The sequence below is a fragment of the Candidatus Burkholderia verschuerenii genome, assembly GCF_001189365.1.
GTDB lineage: Bacteria > Pseudomonadota > Gammaproteobacteria > Burkholderiales > Burkholderiaceae > Caballeronia > Caballeronia verschuerenii.
Genome location: NZ_LFJJ01000002.1, coordinates 1 through 17,065, shown reverse-complemented (window position 1 = coordinate 17,065; position 17,065 = coordinate 1). Strand labels below are relative to the sequence as shown.

At 59.1% G+C, this 17,065-nt stretch carries 26 protein-coding genes; 4 read left to right on the top strand and 22 right to left on the bottom strand.

Annotated features, from left to right (window positions below; all coding sequences use genetic code 11):
* Positions 1 to 13: 13 nt before the first annotated feature.
* The 12 genes from BVER_RS00865 to BVER_RS31085 all read right to left on the bottom strand — a co-directional run bounded on the left by BVER_RS00865 (position 14) and on the right by BVER_RS31085 (position 7,328).
* Complete coding sequence (locus BVER_RS00865) at positions 14 to 232, bottom strand: hypothetical protein (RefSeq protein WP_050451592.1); 219 nt, start codon at positions 230 to 232, stop codon at positions 14 to 16.
* Positions 233 to 242: 10 nt separating this feature from the next.
* A complete protein-coding gene (locus BVER_RS00860) occupies positions 243 to 932 on the bottom strand; it encodes a hypothetical protein (RefSeq protein WP_050451590.1) in 690 nt (229 codons plus the stop codon).
* Between the two features lie 69 nt (positions 933 to 1,001).
* On the bottom strand, positions 1,002 to 1,655 hold the full coding sequence (locus tag BVER_RS00855) for a hypothetical protein (RefSeq protein WP_157055865.1): 654 nt from the start codon (positions 1,653 to 1,655) through the stop codon (positions 1,002 to 1,004).
* Positions 1,656 to 1,670: 15 nt separating this feature from the next.
* A complete protein-coding gene (locus BVER_RS00850) occupies positions 1,671 to 2,096 on the bottom strand; it encodes a hypothetical protein (protein ID WP_050451587.1) in 426 nt (141 codons plus the stop codon).
* A gap of 25 nt (positions 2,097 to 2,121) precedes the next feature.
* A complete protein-coding gene (locus BVER_RS00845) occupies positions 2,122 to 2,961 on the bottom strand; it encodes a prepilin peptidase (protein WP_083451988.1) in 840 nt (279 codons plus the stop codon).
* Positions 2,949 to 3,719: a hypothetical protein gene (locus BVER_RS00840; RefSeq protein ID WP_050451586.1), complete on the bottom strand. Its 771-nt coding sequence runs from the start codon at positions 3,717 to 3,719 to the stop codon at positions 2,949 to 2,951. Before BVER_RS00840 ends, BVER_RS00845 begins: the two co-directional genes overlap by 13 nt.
* Positions 3,716 to 3,991, bottom strand: coding sequence for a hypothetical protein (locus BVER_RS00835; protein WP_050451585.1), 276 nt, complete (start codon positions 3,989 to 3,991; stop codon positions 3,716 to 3,718). The genes BVER_RS00840 and BVER_RS00835 overlap by 4 nt, the downstream gene beginning before the upstream one ends.
* Positions 3,988 to 4,605 carry a hypothetical protein gene (locus BVER_RS00830; protein ID WP_157055864.1) on the bottom strand — a complete coding sequence of 206 codons (618 nt, stop codon included), beginning with the start codon at positions 4,603 to 4,605 and terminating at the stop codon, positions 3,988 to 3,990. Before BVER_RS00830 ends, BVER_RS00835 begins: the two co-directional genes overlap by 4 nt.
* A gap of 23 nt (positions 4,606 to 4,628) precedes the next feature.
* Positions 4,629 to 4,886, bottom strand: a complete 258-nt coding sequence (locus tag BVER_RS00825; protein ID WP_050451582.1) for a hypothetical protein — start codon at positions 4,884 to 4,886, stop codon at positions 4,629 to 4,631.
* 23 nt (positions 4,887 to 4,909) lie between these two features.
* Entirely contained in the window at positions 4,910 to 5,353 is a 444-nt protein-coding gene (locus BVER_RS00820) for a hypothetical protein (protein WP_050451580.1), read from the bottom strand.
* Between the two features lie 562 nt (positions 5,354 to 5,915).
* Positions 5,916 to 6,614: a DUF2786 domain-containing protein gene (locus tag BVER_RS00815; protein ID WP_050451577.1), complete on the bottom strand. Its 699-nt coding sequence runs from the start codon at positions 6,612 to 6,614 to the stop codon at positions 5,916 to 5,918.
* Positions 6,615 to 6,626: 12 nt separating this feature from the next.
* Complete coding sequence (locus BVER_RS31085) at positions 6,627 to 7,328, bottom strand: hypothetical protein (protein WP_157055863.1); 702 nt, start codon at positions 7,326 to 7,328, stop codon at positions 6,627 to 6,629.
* Positions 7,329 to 7,520: 192 nt separating this feature from the next.
* Between BVER_RS31085 and BVER_RS00805 the strand changes: the two genes are divergently transcribed.
* The 4 genes from BVER_RS00805 to BVER_RS00790 are packed head-to-tail and all read left to right on the top strand — an operon-like array spanning position 7,521 to position 9,637.
* A complete protein-coding gene (locus BVER_RS00805; protein ID WP_157055862.1) occupies positions 7,521 to 7,901 on the top strand; it encodes a hypothetical protein in 381 nt (126 codons plus the stop codon).
* 9 nt (positions 7,902 to 7,910) lie between these two features.
* Positions 7,911 to 8,426 (top strand): hypothetical protein, encoded by a 516-nt coding sequence (locus BVER_RS00800; protein WP_050451572.1) that lies wholly within the window; start codon positions 7,911 to 7,913, stop codon positions 8,424 to 8,426.
* A 9-nt stretch (positions 8,427 to 8,435) separates the two neighbouring features.
* Positions 8,436 to 9,242 carry a hypothetical protein gene (locus BVER_RS00795; RefSeq protein WP_050451570.1) on the top strand — a complete coding sequence of 269 codons (807 nt, stop codon included), beginning with the start codon at positions 8,436 to 8,438 and terminating at the stop codon, positions 9,240 to 9,242.
* Positions 9,243 to 9,259: 17 nt separating this feature from the next.
* On the top strand, positions 9,260 to 9,637 hold the full coding sequence (locus BVER_RS00790; protein WP_157055861.1) for a hypothetical protein: 378 nt from the start codon (positions 9,260 to 9,262) through the stop codon (positions 9,635 to 9,637).
* A gap of 39 nt (positions 9,638 to 9,676) precedes the next feature.
* Here BVER_RS00790 and BVER_RS00785 read toward each other — a convergent pair whose 3' ends face one another.
* From BVER_RS00785 to BVER_RS32185, 10 genes are all read right to left on the bottom strand, one after another.
* A complete protein-coding gene (locus BVER_RS00785) occupies positions 9,677 to 9,997 on the bottom strand; it encodes an H-NS histone family protein (RefSeq protein WP_050451742.1) in 321 nt (106 codons plus the stop codon).
* A 631-nt stretch (positions 9,998 to 10,628) separates the two neighbouring features.
* Entirely contained in the window at positions 10,629 to 11,189 is a 561-nt protein-coding gene (locus tag BVER_RS00780; protein ID WP_232316326.1) for a hypothetical protein, read from the bottom strand.
* Between the two features lie 11 nt (positions 11,190 to 11,200).
* Complete coding sequence (locus tag BVER_RS00775) at positions 11,201 to 11,608, bottom strand: hypothetical protein (protein WP_198155105.1); 408 nt, start codon at positions 11,606 to 11,608, stop codon at positions 11,201 to 11,203.
* Positions 11,609 to 11,999: 391 nt separating this feature from the next.
* Positions 12,000 to 12,458, bottom strand: coding sequence for a hypothetical protein (locus BVER_RS00765; protein ID WP_050451560.1), 459 nt, complete (start codon positions 12,456 to 12,458; stop codon positions 12,000 to 12,002).
* Positions 12,459 to 12,462: 4 nt separating this feature from the next.
* Positions 12,463 to 13,665 carry a conjugal transfer protein TraW gene (gene traW / locus BVER_RS00760; protein WP_050451558.1) on the bottom strand — a complete coding sequence of 401 codons (1,203 nt, stop codon included), beginning with the start codon at positions 13,663 to 13,665 and terminating at the stop codon, positions 12,463 to 12,465.
* Positions 13,662 to 14,165: a hypothetical protein gene (locus tag BVER_RS00755; RefSeq protein WP_157055860.1), complete on the bottom strand. Its 504-nt coding sequence runs from the start codon at positions 14,163 to 14,165 to the stop codon at positions 13,662 to 13,664. Before BVER_RS00755 ends, traW begins: the two co-directional genes overlap by 4 nt.
* 10 nt (positions 14,166 to 14,175) lie before the next feature.
* Complete coding sequence (locus BVER_RS00750; protein WP_050451554.1) at positions 14,176 to 14,586, bottom strand: hypothetical protein; 411 nt, start codon at positions 14,584 to 14,586, stop codon at positions 14,176 to 14,178.
* 40 nt (positions 14,587 to 14,626) lie between these two features.
* Positions 14,627 to 15,025 (bottom strand): hypothetical protein, encoded by a 399-nt coding sequence (locus BVER_RS00745; RefSeq protein WP_050451553.1) that lies wholly within the window; start codon positions 15,023 to 15,025, stop codon positions 14,627 to 14,629.
* A complete protein-coding gene (locus BVER_RS00740) occupies positions 15,022 to 15,219 on the bottom strand; it encodes a hypothetical protein (RefSeq protein ID WP_050451551.1) in 198 nt (65 codons plus the stop codon). The genes BVER_RS00745 and BVER_RS00740 overlap by 4 nt, the downstream gene beginning before the upstream one ends.
* Before the next feature lie 8 nt (positions 15,220 to 15,227).
* Positions 15,228 to 17,065 (bottom strand): LPD1 domain-containing protein (locus BVER_RS32185; protein ID WP_332309052.1); only part of this gene is annotated, 1,838 nt, incomplete at its 5' end.

The following is a 17,065-nucleotide window of genomic DNA, read 5'->3' as shown; positions in this document are numbered from 1 at the left end:
TGACTGCGCGCCGTCAGTGTTCGCAGTTGGCTTCGAGTGCCTTGCCATTTCGCTCTGTAGCTACTGTGGGTGCATCACGGCGCAGATCGCGCAGCATACCGATACCCCGGTGCAAAGCCAGTCCGCAAAACTCCCCTTCGGGCATCTTGGCGTTCTCGGCCGCCTCGCGCATGCGCCGATAGTCTTCAGGGTGCAGATCGAGCACGACGGATACTTTTTGGACGGATTCCATGTCGATCACCTCACATGCGGAGTCGTGCCGGCGCGGGGCGGCTTGCTGCGCTCTCCGCTTGCGCAACGTAGTCATGAATCGGCCATCCATGGGTCTCAGAAAGGGCATTTGCATACGCCGAGGCGAGATCGTGCGAACCGTGGTCGCCGACACACGCTACGCCCCCCGTCCGATGATGGACATAGACGGAGAAGAACTCTGGACTGTCGTTATCGACCTCGCAGCAACCAGCCCCCGGATTAGACGGGTCCATGATTTCTCTGACGCCCTGGATTTCGAGACCGTCGAAGCGATCGGGACGGTTCCCGATAATGGCGTCCGCATAGCGATCGTCCATGGTCGCGCTGACGTTTCGAGGCTCGACATCCTTCGCGGCCAGCGACCGCCTGAACATCGCGACGCACTCCCTGCCGAAGGCGCTCACGTTCGCGCTGTTCATCGCCTCCGTCTCGAGCGCGAATCCGATGGATGAGGCCGTTTCCCACGGAGACACGCCCCAGGATGCGGGCCATGTAAGGTGTTTCGTTTCCAGCCAAAACCGTTTCAGCGCATCTTCCGTCGCCCCGGCGCGGATAAGGGCGGCAATCTGATGCTCGCGAGGTTGCGCGGCACCGCCGATTTCCCTGTCGAAAAAGTGCTTCCACTTGACCACTGCTACCGCTTTCGGTAGCGGTCGCACGACCTTCGGCTCTTGAGACATTTGAAACCCTCAGAATATGCGTATCGATATAACGATACACATATTATCGCGCTCGTCAAATGACCGCTTTCAGTGCAGGAGATCGACAGACTGGAGAGCGAGGATTGCAAACGCATACATCAGAACTTCCTTCCCCGCGTAGATCACCCGATCGACAGCCACCGCGCCTTCGGCCATCGAAACGCGCCAGGCGTGCTTCGCCATGGTCACGGCCAGAATCGCCGTGAAGAACCAAGGCGTCACAACGTCCGGCAACAGTGCCGCCCCGACGCCGAGCAGAAAGCCATCACGGATACCCGTCGTCACAGCGTGCAGTGGCGCAGGGAACAGGCCAACGCTCAGCACGAACGGCTGGCCGGGCGCGGTTGGCAGGTAAGACGGGCGCGCTCGATCTATGCTCCGCGCGAGCGACGGCCACCGATTCGCGAGCACCGGGCCGATCATGTGCTGCCACAGCACACCGGCAAAAAACGGGTAGAACACGGCGAGCAGCACCAGGCTCAGCGCGTAGACGCCCCCGCAAAATAGGGCCGTCGAAAACAGATCTGCGCGACTTACCAAGCCCTCGGGCTTGGGGACCACCGCGACAGCATGCGAGATCGCAGGCTGGATCACGCTCTGCCTCGCCACTAACTCAAGATGCAAGATCGCCGCCTCGATGCAGACTACGACCAGAATCCCGATAGCCGCCGAAAGAATGAGTTTTCCAACCTTCATGTTCACCGCTCCACTCGTGGTTTAGTCATCGTTCGGGTCTGGATACGCATGTCGCAAGAGAAAAGCTGCCTCGTCTTCCGGCGACATGGTGCAATCCGTCTCGCCCCTGGTAAGCAACCGTGCCTTGCCGGGCCGCAGCCAATATTCCATCTGCTTGGTCGGTTCACCGAAATACTCCTTATGCGTGCCTCGCATCTCAGAGTGCAGAACACCATACCTTACGAGGCATCTGACGACCTTGGTCAGCTTGTTGTGAAATGACTTCGTGAAGCCTGCCCGCAGTCGATCAGCTACGTCCTTCATAAATTCTGCGTCATCGTCGTAGAAGCCAAACAGAGAAAATTTGGACAACCCTGACTCGGCAAATTCGAGCACCAGCGCAATCGCCATCTCGCGTTCAGAAACGTGCCGCACTAAACGCTCCGCCGTAGTTGCGATCTCGGTCATTCTCTTTCCTCTTCGTCGGCACTTACTACAATGCCAATGGCAGGCCCGCAAACAGCGTGAAGACGCCGGCAAGCGCGATAAATGGTCCGAATGGCATCGCGTCGTCGCTCGATGCTTTGCCGCGCACCACCAGCGACGCGCCGTGCGCTGCGGCCAGTACAAACGAGACGAGGAATACCTGGCTTACAGACGCCACGCCGAACCAGGCGCCTATCGCGGCGAAAAGCTTCAGATCGCCAAATCCGAGACCGTCCCGACCACCGAGCGCACGCGCGGCGTACAACACCGCAGCCAGCATTGCGTAACCCGCAACCGCACCTATCACGGCTGCTCGGAATGTCGTGAAAACGCCCGCGAAATTGATGACAAGTCCAGCCGCTATCATCGGAAGAGTAATCGCGTCCGGTAGCAACCCCGTCTCTGCGTCGATGCACGCCAACGTCAGCAGACTCGCTGCGAACAGGTAGCCAGCCAGTGCTTTCCCGCATACGCCGAAGCGCAACATAACGAACACTGCGAGCATCGCGGACAGCATCTCGATCAGCGGGTAACGCCAATGGATCGCAGCGCGACACTGGCTGCATCGCCCACGCAAGAATAGATAGCTCAGTACAGGAACGTTCTCCCACGCTCGAAGCTGATGCCCGCACACTGGACATCCCGAACGAGGCACGAGCAAGTTGTAGCGGCCGGACGCCTCCGCTTCGACTTGCTGATCCTGACCCGCCCACTCGCGGACGAGCATGATAGGCAGTCGGTGAATTACGACCGTGAGGAAGCTGCCGATCACGAGGCCGACAAGGGCAACTAGGCCGGAGCGGATCGCCATCGGCACGGCGGCAAACTCCACCATCATGTGTTGCATTCGTCCGCCTTAGCTTCTGCCGCTGGAAACAATGCCAATGCCTCATCGCACTGCGCCAGTATCGCTGCCGCGCGCTTTTTGACGCCTTCGATACCGCCCCATGTTTCGAGAACGCCGCTGGTCAGGACCGCCCTGACCGCACGGCCGATCTGCTCGCTTTTTCCCCAATGACTGATCTCCACGCCGCTGATTGCCTCGATCTCGGCGATTGCTTCTTGCGTTTCTTTGAAGCGCCGAGTGCGTGCATCAATTTCCTTGGCCACGCGTTGCTCATCAGCTTGACGCAAGCGCTGGATCTCTGCGGATACAGCAGCCTTCACGAGATCCTCATCCGTCGCGCTGGCGCGCCGCAGCATTGCGGCAACGAAAGCGCGATTGATCTCATTTGGCTCCAGCTTCGGCGCAGCAACAACCTGACGCAGCTTTCCGCTCGCTTGCGCCTCGTAACGCCCCCACGTGGGCGGCAACTCGCCATCGAGGATCACTCCGTCAGGAGCAACCACCCACCATCGATCGCAGAATTGCTGCACGGGTGCGGACTTGGCCGGATTCTTGAGTTCTCGCAACCAGTCCGATCTACTCACCTTGATCTCGAAGCCATGGATTTCCAGCCCGCGCGACGGATACAGGTTTATTGCAACTGCATCCGCCCACCGATTATGCTGAACACCGGTCGCGTCTCCCACTTCGAAGAAGAGCGCCCATTCTGGCGAGCAGAAACGAGAACGAAGAGCCACCCTTACGTCAGCCGTTTTCATGCGACTGCCCCTGAAGGCACGCCGTCTATCGGCTCGACATCGGTGCCGTGTACGCGGGAGATATTGACCGATATGCCGCAATGCGGGCATGGATCGATTTTCAGCCACAAGCCGTTTCCAGTACCTGTCACGATCGCAAGCGAACCGGCCGGAATGGTCGCGTAACCATTCTCCATATCGCACTTGGTGCGGACACGCATATTGAGCCACTCGCCGATCCGCTTTTTCCCAGGCGGAGGGACATTCTTGATCTTGAATGCGGTGACGCTCATTGCGTGCCCCCGTGAACCAACATCGCAGCATCACCGATCAACGCGTGGGCCTCATTGGCGGCCGTAGCGTGATGGACGTTGTAGTTGCCCTCGCCCTTCAGCTTGCGATGCCAGTTCGCACACAATGCAGCCGTAGTAATGACGTGATGCTTTGCCTTCTCCATGTCGCCGCGCAACCACGAGTACAGCGCCTTGCCTGCGAGATAGCCGACTACCCAATACCACTGCGCCGGATCTTTTCGCGCATCCTCGTCGCCGTGTTTTTGCCGCTGGAACTCGGCTTCGATAGCCACACCTTGAATGAAATCGTCGTTATACGGCGTGTGGATAATCGCGTTCAGGCGGTCGATCTCATGCTGAAGTGCGGAAGCGCGCTGATTCGACTCATCGAGCAGCCGTGAAGCCGCTTCCATGTTTACGGCAATCTTGACGTACTGTTCATCGTCCCGCAGCGTGGCCGTGTCGTCGCCGAGGCACGCGACCACCTGTTCACACTCGGCCGGCTCGATAGCGTCGCTGTCTACGCCGACCCTGCGCTGTGCGCCGTTCAACTCCGCGAAGGCGCGCTCGACCCCGTCGTTGTCAACCGGTTCACAAGCGCCACGCAACGTCACTCGCTTTTCCCTGCTACGTCGGCTCATACGCCCTCCGTTGCGCGTTGCTGCTTGTTCACCGCGCCCAACGGGTTGACGGCCTCAAGAGCAACGCACCCCGAAACGCCTTCTACCATCACAACGGCGGTATGCCCGCTCAGCACCCACGCTTCGCTACGTGTCTTCGTCGCGACGCCTTCACCTTCACCGATGATCCGGTGATACTTCACAAGCGCGCCGACGCCGTGCCGCCGATTCCAATCAGCCACTGCGCGCTCAAGTTTTACGGAAGTCTTTTTCATGATATTCCCCGCGTTTTTTGCGACTAGCTGCCCGCCGCGCTAACTTCTTCTTCCCATGCGTCCGTAGGCGACTCGCCTCTGAGATACGGCTCGATCCACGGGTCACCCGGATTGTTTGCACCAGAGTTCGCTGTATAGGTGCGCTCGCCCCATTGCTCCCATGCGAGTGCGTCGATTTGCTCCAACCATGCCTGATACGGCATCTCGCGCTCGATTTCCCGCACACAAACGACGGGGTACGCAAGCGATCGGCCTTCTTCTGCGAATGTGATGATGTCGCCCTCTGCAAAGACCTTTGCCGTGAGCGATCGGCCTTCCCATATCAGCCGCTGGAACGGTCCGCAATAGACGATCACACCATCGACTACATGAAGTGTGGTCAGATCTTGCCCTCGGTCCATGAGTTCGACCTTGTAGATCTTCGCCTCGCGCTTGCACATGCCCTCGATAGCTGCCTGCTCTTCCATGACCGCCCTCCACTGATCCTAAATACGGCTCGATAATAGGTCAGTTTATCTGACCTAGCAAGCGCGAATTTCGGTGGAAACCGGGCGGCTCTTCATGATCTTCTCCAGATCTTCGAGATCCGTGAACCGGACGATTTCGCCCTCTCCTACGATCCTGCCTCCCGATCCGTAGATCTGAATCGAGCAGTCCTCTCCCCACACCCTGCGCATGCGCCGGATAACAGCGTCACGCGTCTGATCGTTCGAAAACATCCCTCTCCCCTTGCTCACCAACGAGCTATGCGTCGCCCGGCTTCGTTGACACTTGTCGCCAGTGCGCCCCACTGTCGTGGACAGAACTGGCGAAAGCCTCCGATCAATGTTGTGCCGAGATAGAACGATTGCTGCGCCAGAAATCCGTGTGCGTTGAGATGCCACAGGGCCGCGATCCCTAGCAGGTTCGACAACAACCAGACAGGCCACGTAAGACGCAGCAGACGGCCGCCGACACTGTTCGTTATTGCTCCAAGTATCCCGAGCACTGATGCGCACCACTGAACCTGATCCCACACCATGCTCACCTTCAGGAAAGTTGCAGCGGCTCGCTGGACGCTCCCACGCCGTGATGCAGGCGTGCAGACTGTCCAGCATCCTTGCCTGCGAGAAAATCCATGTAGAGGCTGCGATCGACCTTCCGGTTGGGCGTCCGATCGCGCGGGTTCAGTTCGGGCGAATCGGCCGTCTCAGGGTATTTCAGCCTCAGATACGTTGCGATCGCAGCATCGCGCTTGGTATCGGCGAACTCCGATACCTGCTGCGCCACCGTGCCGACCCATGCGCGACAGAACATATCGGCACGCTCGATCTTCCGACTGCTGGCGCAATGCTTCAGTCGCGCGGCGATGTATTCGGCGCGCGCTTTCCTGCACTGTCGAAACAAGACTTCGAAGGCGTAGGCGGCAATTTCGGCCGACTGGCCGACTCCGACAAACCGCCAGTACCCGTTCTTCCAGTCGCGCTCGAAGATGACGGCGCACCCGAACGTCGTACCGACTATGCCAACCAATGCAGCCTCCCATAGCGGCGGCCGGCGCTTCGCTCCCGCGCTCGTAGCCGCATCACCAACCGACGCGGCTTCGACCTGATCCTCGTTGATTCCATGCAGTCGCATGAGCGCATGCGCCTGCCTCAACGCGGCAGCGGCTTCATGCTCGTTTGAGCTTTTCGACAGCGCAAGGCATTTCCTGATCTTGTCGAAGACTTTGGACTTATCGGTGGTCATTCCTCGCTCCAATCAATAGCTATGCTCTACGACCGCTTTGCGATTTGATAGCCGGATACGTTCTGGTGTACCAGGCATTTCCCGCAGCGTCGTTGCAAACAGTGGCGTCGGGCCGCTCGTCAGTGCAAGCACCCTTCTTTCCAGTGCAACGAGGGCTGAGAGGTGAAAGTGCTCGGTTGCGGGATTTCCAAAATAGATTCCTCCGCGCGAAGGATGATCTGCCCCAAGATGGAGTTGCCCGAAGTGACTGGTGGTTGCGTCATCCACGCGAACAAAATGAGAGCCGCCCATAGAAAGCAGTTCGCGCCCGAGGCGGTAGGAAGTCGGCTGCTCACGCAGCAGCCGGAAAAGTTCAGGGGCGCTTCGCCATGAAACGGTAATTGATCCGTGCGAGCCATCGCGCTCAAGGCTCTTGATACGCACCCAGCCGTCTCTCTGTATGAGGGTGAAATACTCGCCCTGCACCGGCAGGCTTATCCGGTACGCGTGCCGATATTCGGCGCGCACCTCAGACAAAGATCTGTCAAACGGGAGGTTCAGGCCAGTCGCTGCCAGCAACGGAGCCTCGATATCCAGCCCTTCGTCTGCCCGCGCGACACCACCCTTGCGCGCAAGGCGAAGGGCGTCGGAATACAGCCGGAATGGTCCGTCAGAAAAGTGATACGTCGCGACGGCGACGCGAGCGCGAAGCAACAGTGAAAAGCTGCTCGACATTGGCTCGTATCCGAAAAAGAGCCGGATGAACGGGGGTACGTCCATCCGGCATAGGGAGGGCCAAACCGGGGCGGCATCCAGGCAGAGCGGGGTCTCGACCCGGATGCTTTCCCGCTACGGAAATGCCGGTATAATGCGTTGGAAATTCCGTATGATTGTAACGATACATGCAAATCGAGAGGGAGTCAAACCGTGCAAATCCACTTGCCTGACCCCGTAGTACAAGAGGTTGTGACCGAAATCCTCGGCTCGACCGGTGACGCTGATCTCGCGAAAAATCTCCTTCGCCTTTCGGTAAGCGCGCCGAGGCAGATCTGCGACGCAACCGTGGCGGTCGCGAGCGCGCTGCTGCTCGCAAAGACGGCCATGCCACAGGAACAGGGAAAGTTTCTGGAAACGGTCGGGCGGCAATTAGCAGCGATTCGTCAGCATCACGCGCTCGTTGCACTCGCGCTTGCGTTGGTCGAAGCCGAAGCCGCAACGACCGACGATGTATTCCGCGATCGACGGATCATCTCCGACTCGCTCTTCGAGTCACGCCTCGCGGAAATCAAACAACTTCTGCGCCACTGAGGTGACCAAATGAAAAGCCTTCAGCGTCTCCAGCAACACATCCTCGCCACCGACCACACGTTCGGTCAAGGCATTGCGATTACGCCACGGGCCGAGCGGTTGCGCGTTGCGTTTCGGCGCGGCATCGTCGTCGGCGCGACGGCAACCGCGACCCTGATGGGCGCAGCCGCTTACGTGAAGGTCGGGCCTGGTTCCTACGACCCGCACAAGCTATATCTCGGAGATGCGACCGACAGCCGCGTTATGGCCAGCATCTACGATCACCACCGCGAACTGCTGGCCGCTCGCGAACGGGTTCACGATATCAAGCTCGCAATGATCCAGGGCGAAGGGCCGGAAAGCCTTGAAGAGCAAGCCAATCAACTGCGCAAGGCCCGCGCCGATGAACAGCGCGTCGCGCACGAATTCGCACAGCAGACCTACGGCCTTTCCACAGAGCAAATCCGCCATATCGTCGGCGACGACGATTCAGCCCCGGACGAACCTGAAATCGTCGCCCAGGCCACCCCCCGCTTTCGCCCCTAAGAGGCCATCATGCTCGCGCCGCATTCCGTTCGCCTCTTCTTCGATCAAAACGATACCTTCCGCTGCGACGCCGAGGAAAGCGCCCAAGTGGATGCGTACATTCGCGCCATGCGCGTCGTCCAGCAACGCACGGGGGCCACACCTCGATCAGCACTGAGTAACTGCGCTCCGATACATATCGAGTCCTTGTCCGGTCCTCTGTCGGTCATCCGCGTCTCCGGCGTGCCTCATCACCAGAATCCGGCGCACGATCCGGTAGAACTCTCTCCAGCCGAGCATGCGCTTTTCATGAAGCGGGGCGATCACTTCATTTTGAGGACGGAGCGTGACGGCAGCGCGCACGCGGTTTTCATTGCACTTGATTACTCAATTTCACCCCGACTCATCACTTCAGAGCGGCCGATCGTGCTGAACAATCCGGTCGATGCGATGCTCTCGGATCTGAACGCGACGAAGCTGCTCGAACTGGTGCAACGGCGGGAATTGACGCCGACCGAGCAATTTATGGCGTCTCAGACAATGCCCACGATCTGGAAGCGTTACGGAGGGCCGCCTGTCGCAGCCATCCTGAACCCGACCGTGCAGGACGCGGCCGAATGCTTCGAGTTTGCGCAGCACTTCACGGACCCGTATCAGCGAATCCGCTCGATCTCGCAACTCACTTCGGAATGGGCAAGGGTCTTTCTCGGGCCACAGGCCGCCACGAATGCCTCATCGGCCTTCGATATGGAAATCGCGGAACAGGAACTACCCGTCCCGATTCCTGCCGAGTCTGCACCGTCTTCCGCCGAGCACCGACCACGGATGCGCATGTAGGCAACAGGACGATTCACGTGCGCACGCCCAAACCACGCCTCGGCCTGACAGCAGACCACGCGCCTCGAAAGCGCAGCGGCGCGATCACTAGGCTGCGCGCAGAAATCGAAGACGGCCTCGTGCGCGCCGTGCCCAAAGCTCTTTGCCGGGCAACACTCGAGATCTACACGGGGAAGGGAGAAGGCGTCCTCTACCAGCTTGGCACCCAGCATTACGTGTGGGTCCATCTTTTCGGGCATGCCACCTCCCGTAGCCAGTACCGCGCGATCGTCACGACCGCGAGAAAGGTCAGGCTACAGACCTCGAAAGAATGCGTGCTGTGTCAGAACGCCGATGATGTAATCGCGGCGCTACTCGCCGAGATTCGCCGACTTCAGAAAGCTGGAGCGATATAGCATCCGATATCGAGCGATATCAGATGCTATCGTTTGATATCACTGCCCCTCGACAAGGAACTTGTCACGGTTCCGCGCCTTCGCAATCCAACCGGGTGCGCGGCCCTTACCGCTCCACGTCGCGCCCGTCTTGGGATCGCGATACTTGACCGCAGAGGCCGGTTTCACCGGCACTGCTGCCTTGGTGCCCTTTGCCGCACGCTTGCGCCCAAATACGTCCTGCGGGGTCAACCCATAGGCGGCTACCTTTCGGCGCACGTCTTCGAGAACTTCTGCGATCTCCGCTTCGCGCGCCACTTTGGCCTCTTCTTGGAGAGCCTCGATCTGCGATTGGATTTCCGTGTAACTGCGACCCGCCATATTCTTTCCCTTCCTTTCCTTTCGAATACCCAAGGGGATGATCTCATCCCCACCCATTCGAGCGGCCGGACGGCCGCCCATACTGCTTTTATCGTTGCAACGCAACATTACACACTTATCGCTAGCAGCGCCTTATCTGGAGCCGATCCCACGGATTCGAACAAGCAGCTGCAGGACGGTTTTTCCAGAGCCATTTTGCTGCGATCGCACATTGCACTGGCACCCGTTAATACTGTACGTTTACACAGTGTTCTATTGGACGTAGTGCCATGTCTTACCGCCCACCATTGACCGCCGCCAAGCTGGCCGAACTCTACGATCAGAATCCCGCTCCTGAAGTGCTCGATCTGCTTTGGGAGATCCGTCGCCTGCGGGCTACCATCCTGCGCGCGGATCAGATCCGACGAGTGCTTCGGCATTGCCCTGCCGGCGTACCCAACGTGCTATGGGAGGCGTTCCAACACGAACTGGACGCAGAGCCATGCTTGAGCGACCCACCGACGCCTCGCCAGCAACGGATTCGCGCGCACTTCCGTGCGCGCTACGAGGATTCACATCAAGGATCGACAGCACCTGCAAAGACAGGCCGGAGATAACCGCCAAACCCGATATCGAGACTGGCCAGCATTCGTCACAAACGCATCTTCGGCCGTGTGTCGGCTGACTGTTCGTCCTCATCCGAAGTTTCCCAACACCACGAGCCAGCACCGATCGGATAGACAGTAACGGCCTCACCTTCAACCTGAATCGAGACGCCCGCGAAAACATCGTCCTCGCCGGAGGTTTCGTCGTGCGCGATGAAGGCGTCATGCTGCTCGTCATAGCGAATCTCGGGCATGATCTCGACCAGACGCATGGCCGTTTCGCGATCGAAGTACGGCATCGCCCACCCGTTCCATGCAAGGCCATTGCTGTAAGCGGGCAGATTGACGCCTTCAGGCAACCAATCCGCAGTGATCGTCGCCCGCTCGAAAGCGGGCACTGTTGCAGGCACGAAGTTCTTCTCGAAATCGGCTCGCGACATCGAGCGCAGGAAGCCTCCGCCCTGGGGGATGAATTCCACGTTCGGGCCTATGCTCGAAACCTCTATAAGCCGGCCGCTCGCGTCCTGATACAGACCGCGCTCGACGCCGTTTGAGTGCGCTTGAAGCACTGCTTCCGCCTTCCGCTGAAACTCTTCCACTTTTGACACCACTTCCCCCTTTACCCTGGTCTGCCCCACGGGTCACAGACCTCGATATTGAACCCCGTCGATCTGATCGCGGCGCGGATACGCTCGCGCTCCGCGATCGCTTCGGACGCCACATCGATCAGCGGCACGCCCCGTGGCAAAGTAATGAAGTTGTCGGAGCAATGCCCCGTCGTGCGAAACACATGGTAAAGCGGCACGAATCCGACAGTCTTACGGGCGATCTCTTCGACCTGCTGAGCCTGGGCCGTTGCGATGTCCCCATGAAGGCTCTTGGCGTGCCGTATCAGGTCGCAAATGTCGTGAGGAAGAAATTCCAGATAGGCATCGGGCACGGCGGCAAGCTGGCTCGTAATGCTCAAACTTTCCATCGCCTCGATATCGGCATCGTCAGGGGACTCATCTCGATCAAAGCCCGACATTCGCCTAATCCATTGACGCATTCTGATCCAGTTGTTCACCATATTCGTGATCCTATCTACGATCCGGGGGGGCGAATCTCAGACGCATACGGAAGGCCACGAAGCGCATCATCGAAATGCCTTTTGCGTGCCGGGTCGTGGATGATCTTGCTGATATACTCGGCGCGGCATCCCCACCAGTCGGCCAACGCGCGATTGGTCCAGCCTTTCGCCGCGATCGTGGCCTTTGCCTCGTCTGTCGTCAGCAGGCGGCCTCGATCAGCTTCGAATGGTGCCTCTCGCAAGAGACCATCCGTAATTGCTCGCGCCTTGGCCTTCGCCCTCACCATCCTTTTTCCCCGCCCTTGAACAAGATTTCAATGTTAGCGCACGACCGCCCGGCCGCAGACCATTACATCTTCATCTTCGGCGCGTGCTGATACGTCGTCTGCCAGAACTGTTCGAGCCTGTCGATCTTATCGCTCGCCGCTGCGCAGAACTCCTTCATTGACATGGGTCCACGATCCTCCAGTCGCGCAACATCACCGCGCAGCGAGGCAAGCCCATCCGCGTATTCCGTCTTGAGCTTCTTCATGATCGACTCCAGAACGTCGATCGTTGCGCCCTTTACGACCCCACCTGTGCGGGCGGCCTCCAACGATTCGGAGAATGCCTGATATGAGGCGATAAACGCCTTTGTGACGACTTTAGTCGAAACAACCTCCGACTTATCCGTCAGCGCCATATCGACCGCTTCCCGGAACCGCTGCGCGGTCGCCGCGATGCTCGTCACTCCATTATCGACCCGGCCGATGCGAAACATCGCGAGCCGATTAGCCGCAGACGGAATTCCAACTTCCTGCTGAATCATCTCGTCACCTCGCGTTTGTCGCCCGCACACGCTGAAGCTGCGCCTCCAGAGCCGGCCGGTCGCCGGATCGCTCCAATGCGGCCAGGATCTGTCCAAGCATCACGTCAATGTGCTTGCTCTTCTGGAACTGCTGATACTGGATATCCGCCATGAAGGCAGACACAAAAAGCTGCTCGCGTGCCAGCTTGGTCGGGTCAGCCAACGTCGCGAATTCGATCTGCCAGTAAGGATTTCTCCAACGACGCCCTGCCTCGAAATCTTCCAGTTCTGCCAGGCTCATGGTGCCAGTGCTTTTCGCCACGCTCGAAGCCGTTGCGTTGAAATACTGCGCTGCTGCGTCAGACTGGTTGATGTCCTGGATCAGTTGTGCGCTGCCCGGAAACGGCATATGCGAAGCGATCTCGTCGTTCATCGCTTTTTGCGCTGAAGTCATGTTGGCCTGATACGCCTTCTGCATCGCCATATACAGTTTTCCGACTTCGGTGGTCGCCTCTGCCTTCGAAATGTTCTCGGGCGGATTGGGATCGATCGACATACGCGCGTAGGCGCGTGCAACCTCCTCCTGATCCTTCGTGAACGTCAGATCTGCATCCTTGCCAGGCATGCCGGCCCCGGTAAAGAGCGAGTCAGCGTTCGAGTCAGCATCCGGCATTGTGGACGTTGAGCATCCGGGGTAACCAAGCTGCACCTCGACTGCGGAGCAATATTTCGCCTGGTGAATCGCAGTCGAAGCGCGTCGGGAAGCCTCAACAGACGGAGCGGGGCCATTGAGCGCTTTGCTCAATGGCGCGCTGCTCACGCTCGCCCCACCCCCCGGCCGATAGCTCGAAGCCGTAGTATTCGCGCTATGGACGGCCTGCATGGCGTAATTGCTGGACGACGTTGCGCACGGATCGATAGGTAACTCAGTCTCGCGCGCGACCTGATCCATCTCCTGTTGCCGCTGCACTTCGAGCGCCATCTCGCGTTGCGTGTTCGCAGCCTGCACAAGGCTGTCCGATACCTTGGAGCCAATGCTCGCAACGTCGGTATCGATCTCGTTGAGAATGGTTGAGAGCGAAGACCCAAGCGCCGTAATTGCGCCGGTGATAGTCGTGGACGCGAGTTCCACCGCGCTCACCACGCAGCCGTCACAAACGGCATAGGCACTGCTGGACGACATCAGGGTGGCAAGAGACAAGGCCGACAGGGAAACGATCTTCTTCATTGGAAGAGCCTCGACAGGCTGCCAGTGATGGTGGAGATAACGCTACCGGACGACGGCGTGACCTGATTCACCGCGCCGGACAGCAGCCCGCTAGAACCACCTGTCGCACCCGTGACGTTCTTCTCGATGTTATTGATTTGCTGCTGCACTGCGGCCTGCGCTTGTGCCATCGCCTGCGTCGTCGTTGCTCGCGCCTGATTCGCAAGCTGCTGACACGACGCCTGCTTGATCTTGTTGAAAGCGGTGGTTACCGCCACGCTGTTGCCCAACCATTGGGTCGGGAACTGAGGAAAGTTTTCGAGGCACGCGGTCTGCAACTGATTCAGCAATTGAAGCTGCTGAAAATTCGTGGTGATGTTGTTCAAACGACGTTGCTGCTCCTGCGTCTGAGCATTTGTCATTTGCGTTGACATCGTGCAGGTTCCGGCGACCGCTTGTCCTGCGATCGAGGAGACGAGGGCCGCCACTAAAAGCAGCCGGACGGAATGTCGAATCGTCATTGATGGTCTCTCAGATATCGGATGGTTGCCATGCCGCACGTGCGCGTTTCTCTGGTGCCATCCAGCAGTATTCAAAGATCGGATACAACTCGATCGTCTGACCGCGCACCGGTTTGAATACAAGCTCTGCTGCACGAACGAGCAGCAGCAAGATTGGCTGGTCCGCGTCATCCGGGAGGACCACGGATTTACCGAGCAGTGCGCTTTCGTGCGCAACGATCTCGGCCTTGATCGGCTGGTTGAAAGCGCGCTGGCTTCTCGTACTTGCGACTTCCACGATCAACGGGAGAAAGCCCTCACGGTGGAAGACCTCCGACGCGTCGCATTGCTCGCCGCTCAGCACGAAGGAGCATTCGAGCACTTTCTCGTAGTAGCGTGCCAAGGCTCGATGGTGCTCGACCGGTATTCTGAAGCCGTCCATATCTCACCGTGAAAAATACATATCGTTGTAATTATACGTATTAAAGAGGACACGACAAAGCACGCCGACGGCTTGCCTGCTGGCCCCTTTCCGTGTCGCCAACACTCTGGCTGTCGGAGTTCGAGATCGCACGGATCTGCGCGAGCACTCGCCCCGGCGCTGCGAGCGTCGCATCGCGCATCGCTTCAAGTGGCACATTCAGAGCATCGCAGCACAAAGCGAACGTCACCACGCCCCGGTCGCCCTTTCCGCCCAGCCACAACATCGCGCTGTGCCGATCCGCGCGACGTGCAGCCGCCGATGGCGTGCGATCGAGCGAGTCGGGTTCTGGCCGAGACAGATCAAGCGCAGCAAGTTCGAGCATTTCGACCGCGAGGCTTTTGAAAATCTGCGCGGTCGCCGTTCGCTTTTCGTCGGCCTCGAAATCCGCCTGGTTCACGATTGCACCCCGCCCGCACGCAGCTTCCGCAACACCAACTGATGCACCGCCTCGCCGTCGCCCGCGAACGCGGGCACAAGCGCAGCGGAGTCGGCCACACTTTTTCGCTCGATATAACGCGCGCTGAAAAACTTCCACTCGTCCGGGGACAGGCTATCGCGAACGCGCTCGATGAACTGGATGAGATGAGACACGCATACTCCTATGCCGCCTTCGGGCGCGGCGCTACGGGTTGAACATCCTCGATCACCGCTTCGGGTGCAAGCTCCTCTCTCGCGAAAGCCACGAGACCATCAAATGCCACTCGCAAGCTTTCCCGATCGGCCCCAACTGGATATGGAACATTCGCGCTAAGCTCGAAGCGCGACTCTTCGGTCCCATGGACGAGATAGTCGTCCTGCCAGCCTCTCGCGACGCATTGATCCTGCACATACGCCTCGAAGCCCCGCGCGGCCATCTCGCGCACCGATGACCAGTAAGCCTTTGCCTTCTTCTCATCAAACTTTTCCGCGTCCTTGAAGAACTTGGTGTTGACGAGTCTATTCATGTACTCGGACTGCAACAACGTGTCCCTGTCAGTCGCGACCAGATGTATCTCGGGTAACTCCCTGATCGCGGTTGCAAGCCGGATCAGCGTCGCTGCAACGGCCTTGGCTTCGGCGCGCCCCAAAGGCTTTTGTGGGCGTATGTTCGCCAGCCGCTCCACAAGCGGATGGCGCTCGCCGGCTCGCAGCCGCGGCACCCGGTCGTCAGACACTTCCTGAAACACCTCTTCAGTCATGCGCTCAGCAGTGTTGTGCCGGGCGGCATATGACTGATCGGGCATCAGCGCGCCGAGCACACCTGTGACCTGATTGCAGATCTGGTGCCGCGTGGCTTCGAGTCGATGCATCGCGACAGAACGCGCCTCGTCTTCGGTGTATCGGCGAATTGTCAGCGCATTCACGCCGGTCACAAGAGATTGAAGGCGCTCACGGAGGTCCGCAGGAACGTAACCTACCTGAACGATCTCGTTCAGGCGGTACGCACCGCGCACACGCTTCTGCGTCAGGAACACTTCGGATGCGTAGTAGCTGTCGCTTGTCGTGCCTCGATACGACGACCCCTTGACCAACTCCCGAACATGCTCACCCATATAGTCGTCCAGCGCGTGGAAAAACTCATGGGCAAGTGAGCCAGCCCCCTTCAGCCTGGTCAGGTTGATCACCTTTCTCGCCGGCTCATAGTGAGCGAGGGCGCGGCCCACGCCGCGAGAGCCGAATGCAAGGGCAAGCGTCCCTCCGAGGCTGAGAAACGTCTTCTGTACGCCGAGCACGCGCGCGAGCGTAGACAGCGAGTCATACGCACGATTCAGAACGTCCTGGCGTTCAATGTCCGGCAGCCAGTTCCCGAATTCGCACGCGCGGAATCCGAACGTGTCCAGAAAGTCGTCCGGCTTGATGTCGCGACCGTCACGCTCGTCTGGTAGCCCCGCGCGTTTCAGGTGGTCAAGATGTGGCCGTGAGAGGTATTGATTCGCGTCCTCGTCATCACGGGACGCCATCGTTTTGGCACGCTTCTCGTTCGCTCGCGCCTGGCGTTGCTCGATGAAAGAGTACAGTTCATCGGAATCCATCTGCGACGGCGACACCCACTGCTCGCCAATGTAAAAACGGTGCCCGTCGTACAGTGCTTTCGCGCGGCGATACCCGCGCTCCGAATCCAACAGGTAGTTCGACGCGAAACGCCAGCCTTTCGGATCACTGCTGATGACCCCCTCATATTCAGCAGTCACCCGCCTCGACACGGATCTGTCTCGACGCTTGACCTCGATAAGCCCGGCCTCAACGAGACTGCGCTCGAAGGCCGATCCGTCAGCATCGGAGAGTAGTTCATCGCGTGAGCGTAGCGCTTCCGCGCAATCTCTGACCTTGGACACAAATTCTATGTAAGCGTCCGAGTGCTCCGGGTCCGTGATCTTTGCCTGTATGTCCTTGCGAAGCGCATTCACGAAGAGGGCAATGCGACAGTCAATGCCGTCCTCGCGGAATTGATCCAATG

Bases quoted from the DNA above. Each gene is read 5' to 3' on its own strand.
- BVER_RS00765 (WP_050451560.1), bottom strand. From the start codon at position 12,458: ATGATTCAGCAGGAAGTTGGAATTCCGTCTGCGGCTAATCGGCTCGCG.
- BVER_RS00825 (WP_050451582.1), bottom strand. From the start codon at position 4,886: ATGAAAAAGACTTCCGTAAAACTTGAGCGCGCAGTGGCTGATTGGAAT.
- BVER_RS00865 (WP_050451592.1), bottom strand. From the start codon at position 232: ATGGAATCCGTCCAAAAAGTATCCGTCGTGCTCGATCTGCACCCTGAA.
- BVER_RS31085 (WP_157055863.1), bottom strand. From the start codon at position 7,328: ATGTCGAGCAGCTTTTCACTGTTGCTTCGCGCTCGCGTCGCCGTCGCG.
- BVER_RS00845 (WP_083451988.1), bottom strand. From the start codon at position 2,961: ATGCAACACATGATGGTGGAGTTTGCCGCCGTGCCGATGGCGATCCGC.
- BVER_RS00850 (WP_050451587.1), bottom strand. From the start codon at position 2,096: ATGACCGAGATCGCAACTACGGCGGAGCGTTTAGTGCGGCACGTTTCT.
- BVER_RS00750 (WP_050451554.1), bottom strand. From the start codon at position 14,586: ATGGACGGCTTCAGAATACCGGTCGAGCACCATCGAGCCTTGGCACGC.
- BVER_RS00775 (WP_198155105.1), bottom strand. From the start codon at position 11,608: ATGTCGGGCTTTGATCGAGATGAGTCCCCTGACGATGCCGATATCGAG.
- BVER_RS00755 (WP_157055860.1), bottom strand. From the start codon at position 14,165: ATGACGATTCGACATTCCGTCCGGCTGCTTTTAGTGGCGGCCCTCGTC.
- BVER_RS00795 (WP_050451570.1), top strand. From the start codon at position 8,436: ATGCTCGCGCCGCATTCCGTTCGCCTCTTCTTCGATCAAAACGATACC.
- BVER_RS00860 (WP_050451590.1), bottom strand. From the start codon at position 932: ATGTCTCAAGAGCCGAAGGTCGTGCGACCGCTACCGAAAGCGGTAGCA.
- BVER_RS00840 (WP_050451586.1), bottom strand. From the start codon at position 3,719: ATGAAAACGGCTGACGTAAGGGTGGCTCTTCGTTCTCGTTTCTGCTCG.
- BVER_RS00785 (WP_050451742.1), bottom strand. From the start codon at position 9,997: ATGGCGGGTCGCAGTTACACGGAAATCCAATCGCAGATCGAGGCTCTC.
- BVER_RS00815 (WP_050451577.1), bottom strand. From the start codon at position 6,614: ATGACCACCGATAAGTCCAAAGTCTTCGACAAGATCAGGAAATGCCTT.
- traW (WP_050451558.1), bottom strand. From the start codon at position 13,665: ATGAAGAAGATCGTTTCCCTGTCGGCCTTGTCTCTTGCCACCCTGATG.
- BVER_RS00835 (WP_050451585.1), bottom strand. From the start codon at position 3,991: ATGAGCGTCACCGCATTCAAGATCAAGAATGTCCCTCCGCCTGGGAAA.
- BVER_RS00800 (WP_050451572.1), top strand. From the start codon at position 7,911: ATGAAAAGCCTTCAGCGTCTCCAGCAACACATCCTCGCCACCGACCAC.
- BVER_RS00820 (WP_050451580.1), bottom strand. From the start codon at position 5,353: ATGGAAGAGCAGGCAGCTATCGAGGGCATGTGCAAGCGCGAGGCGAAG.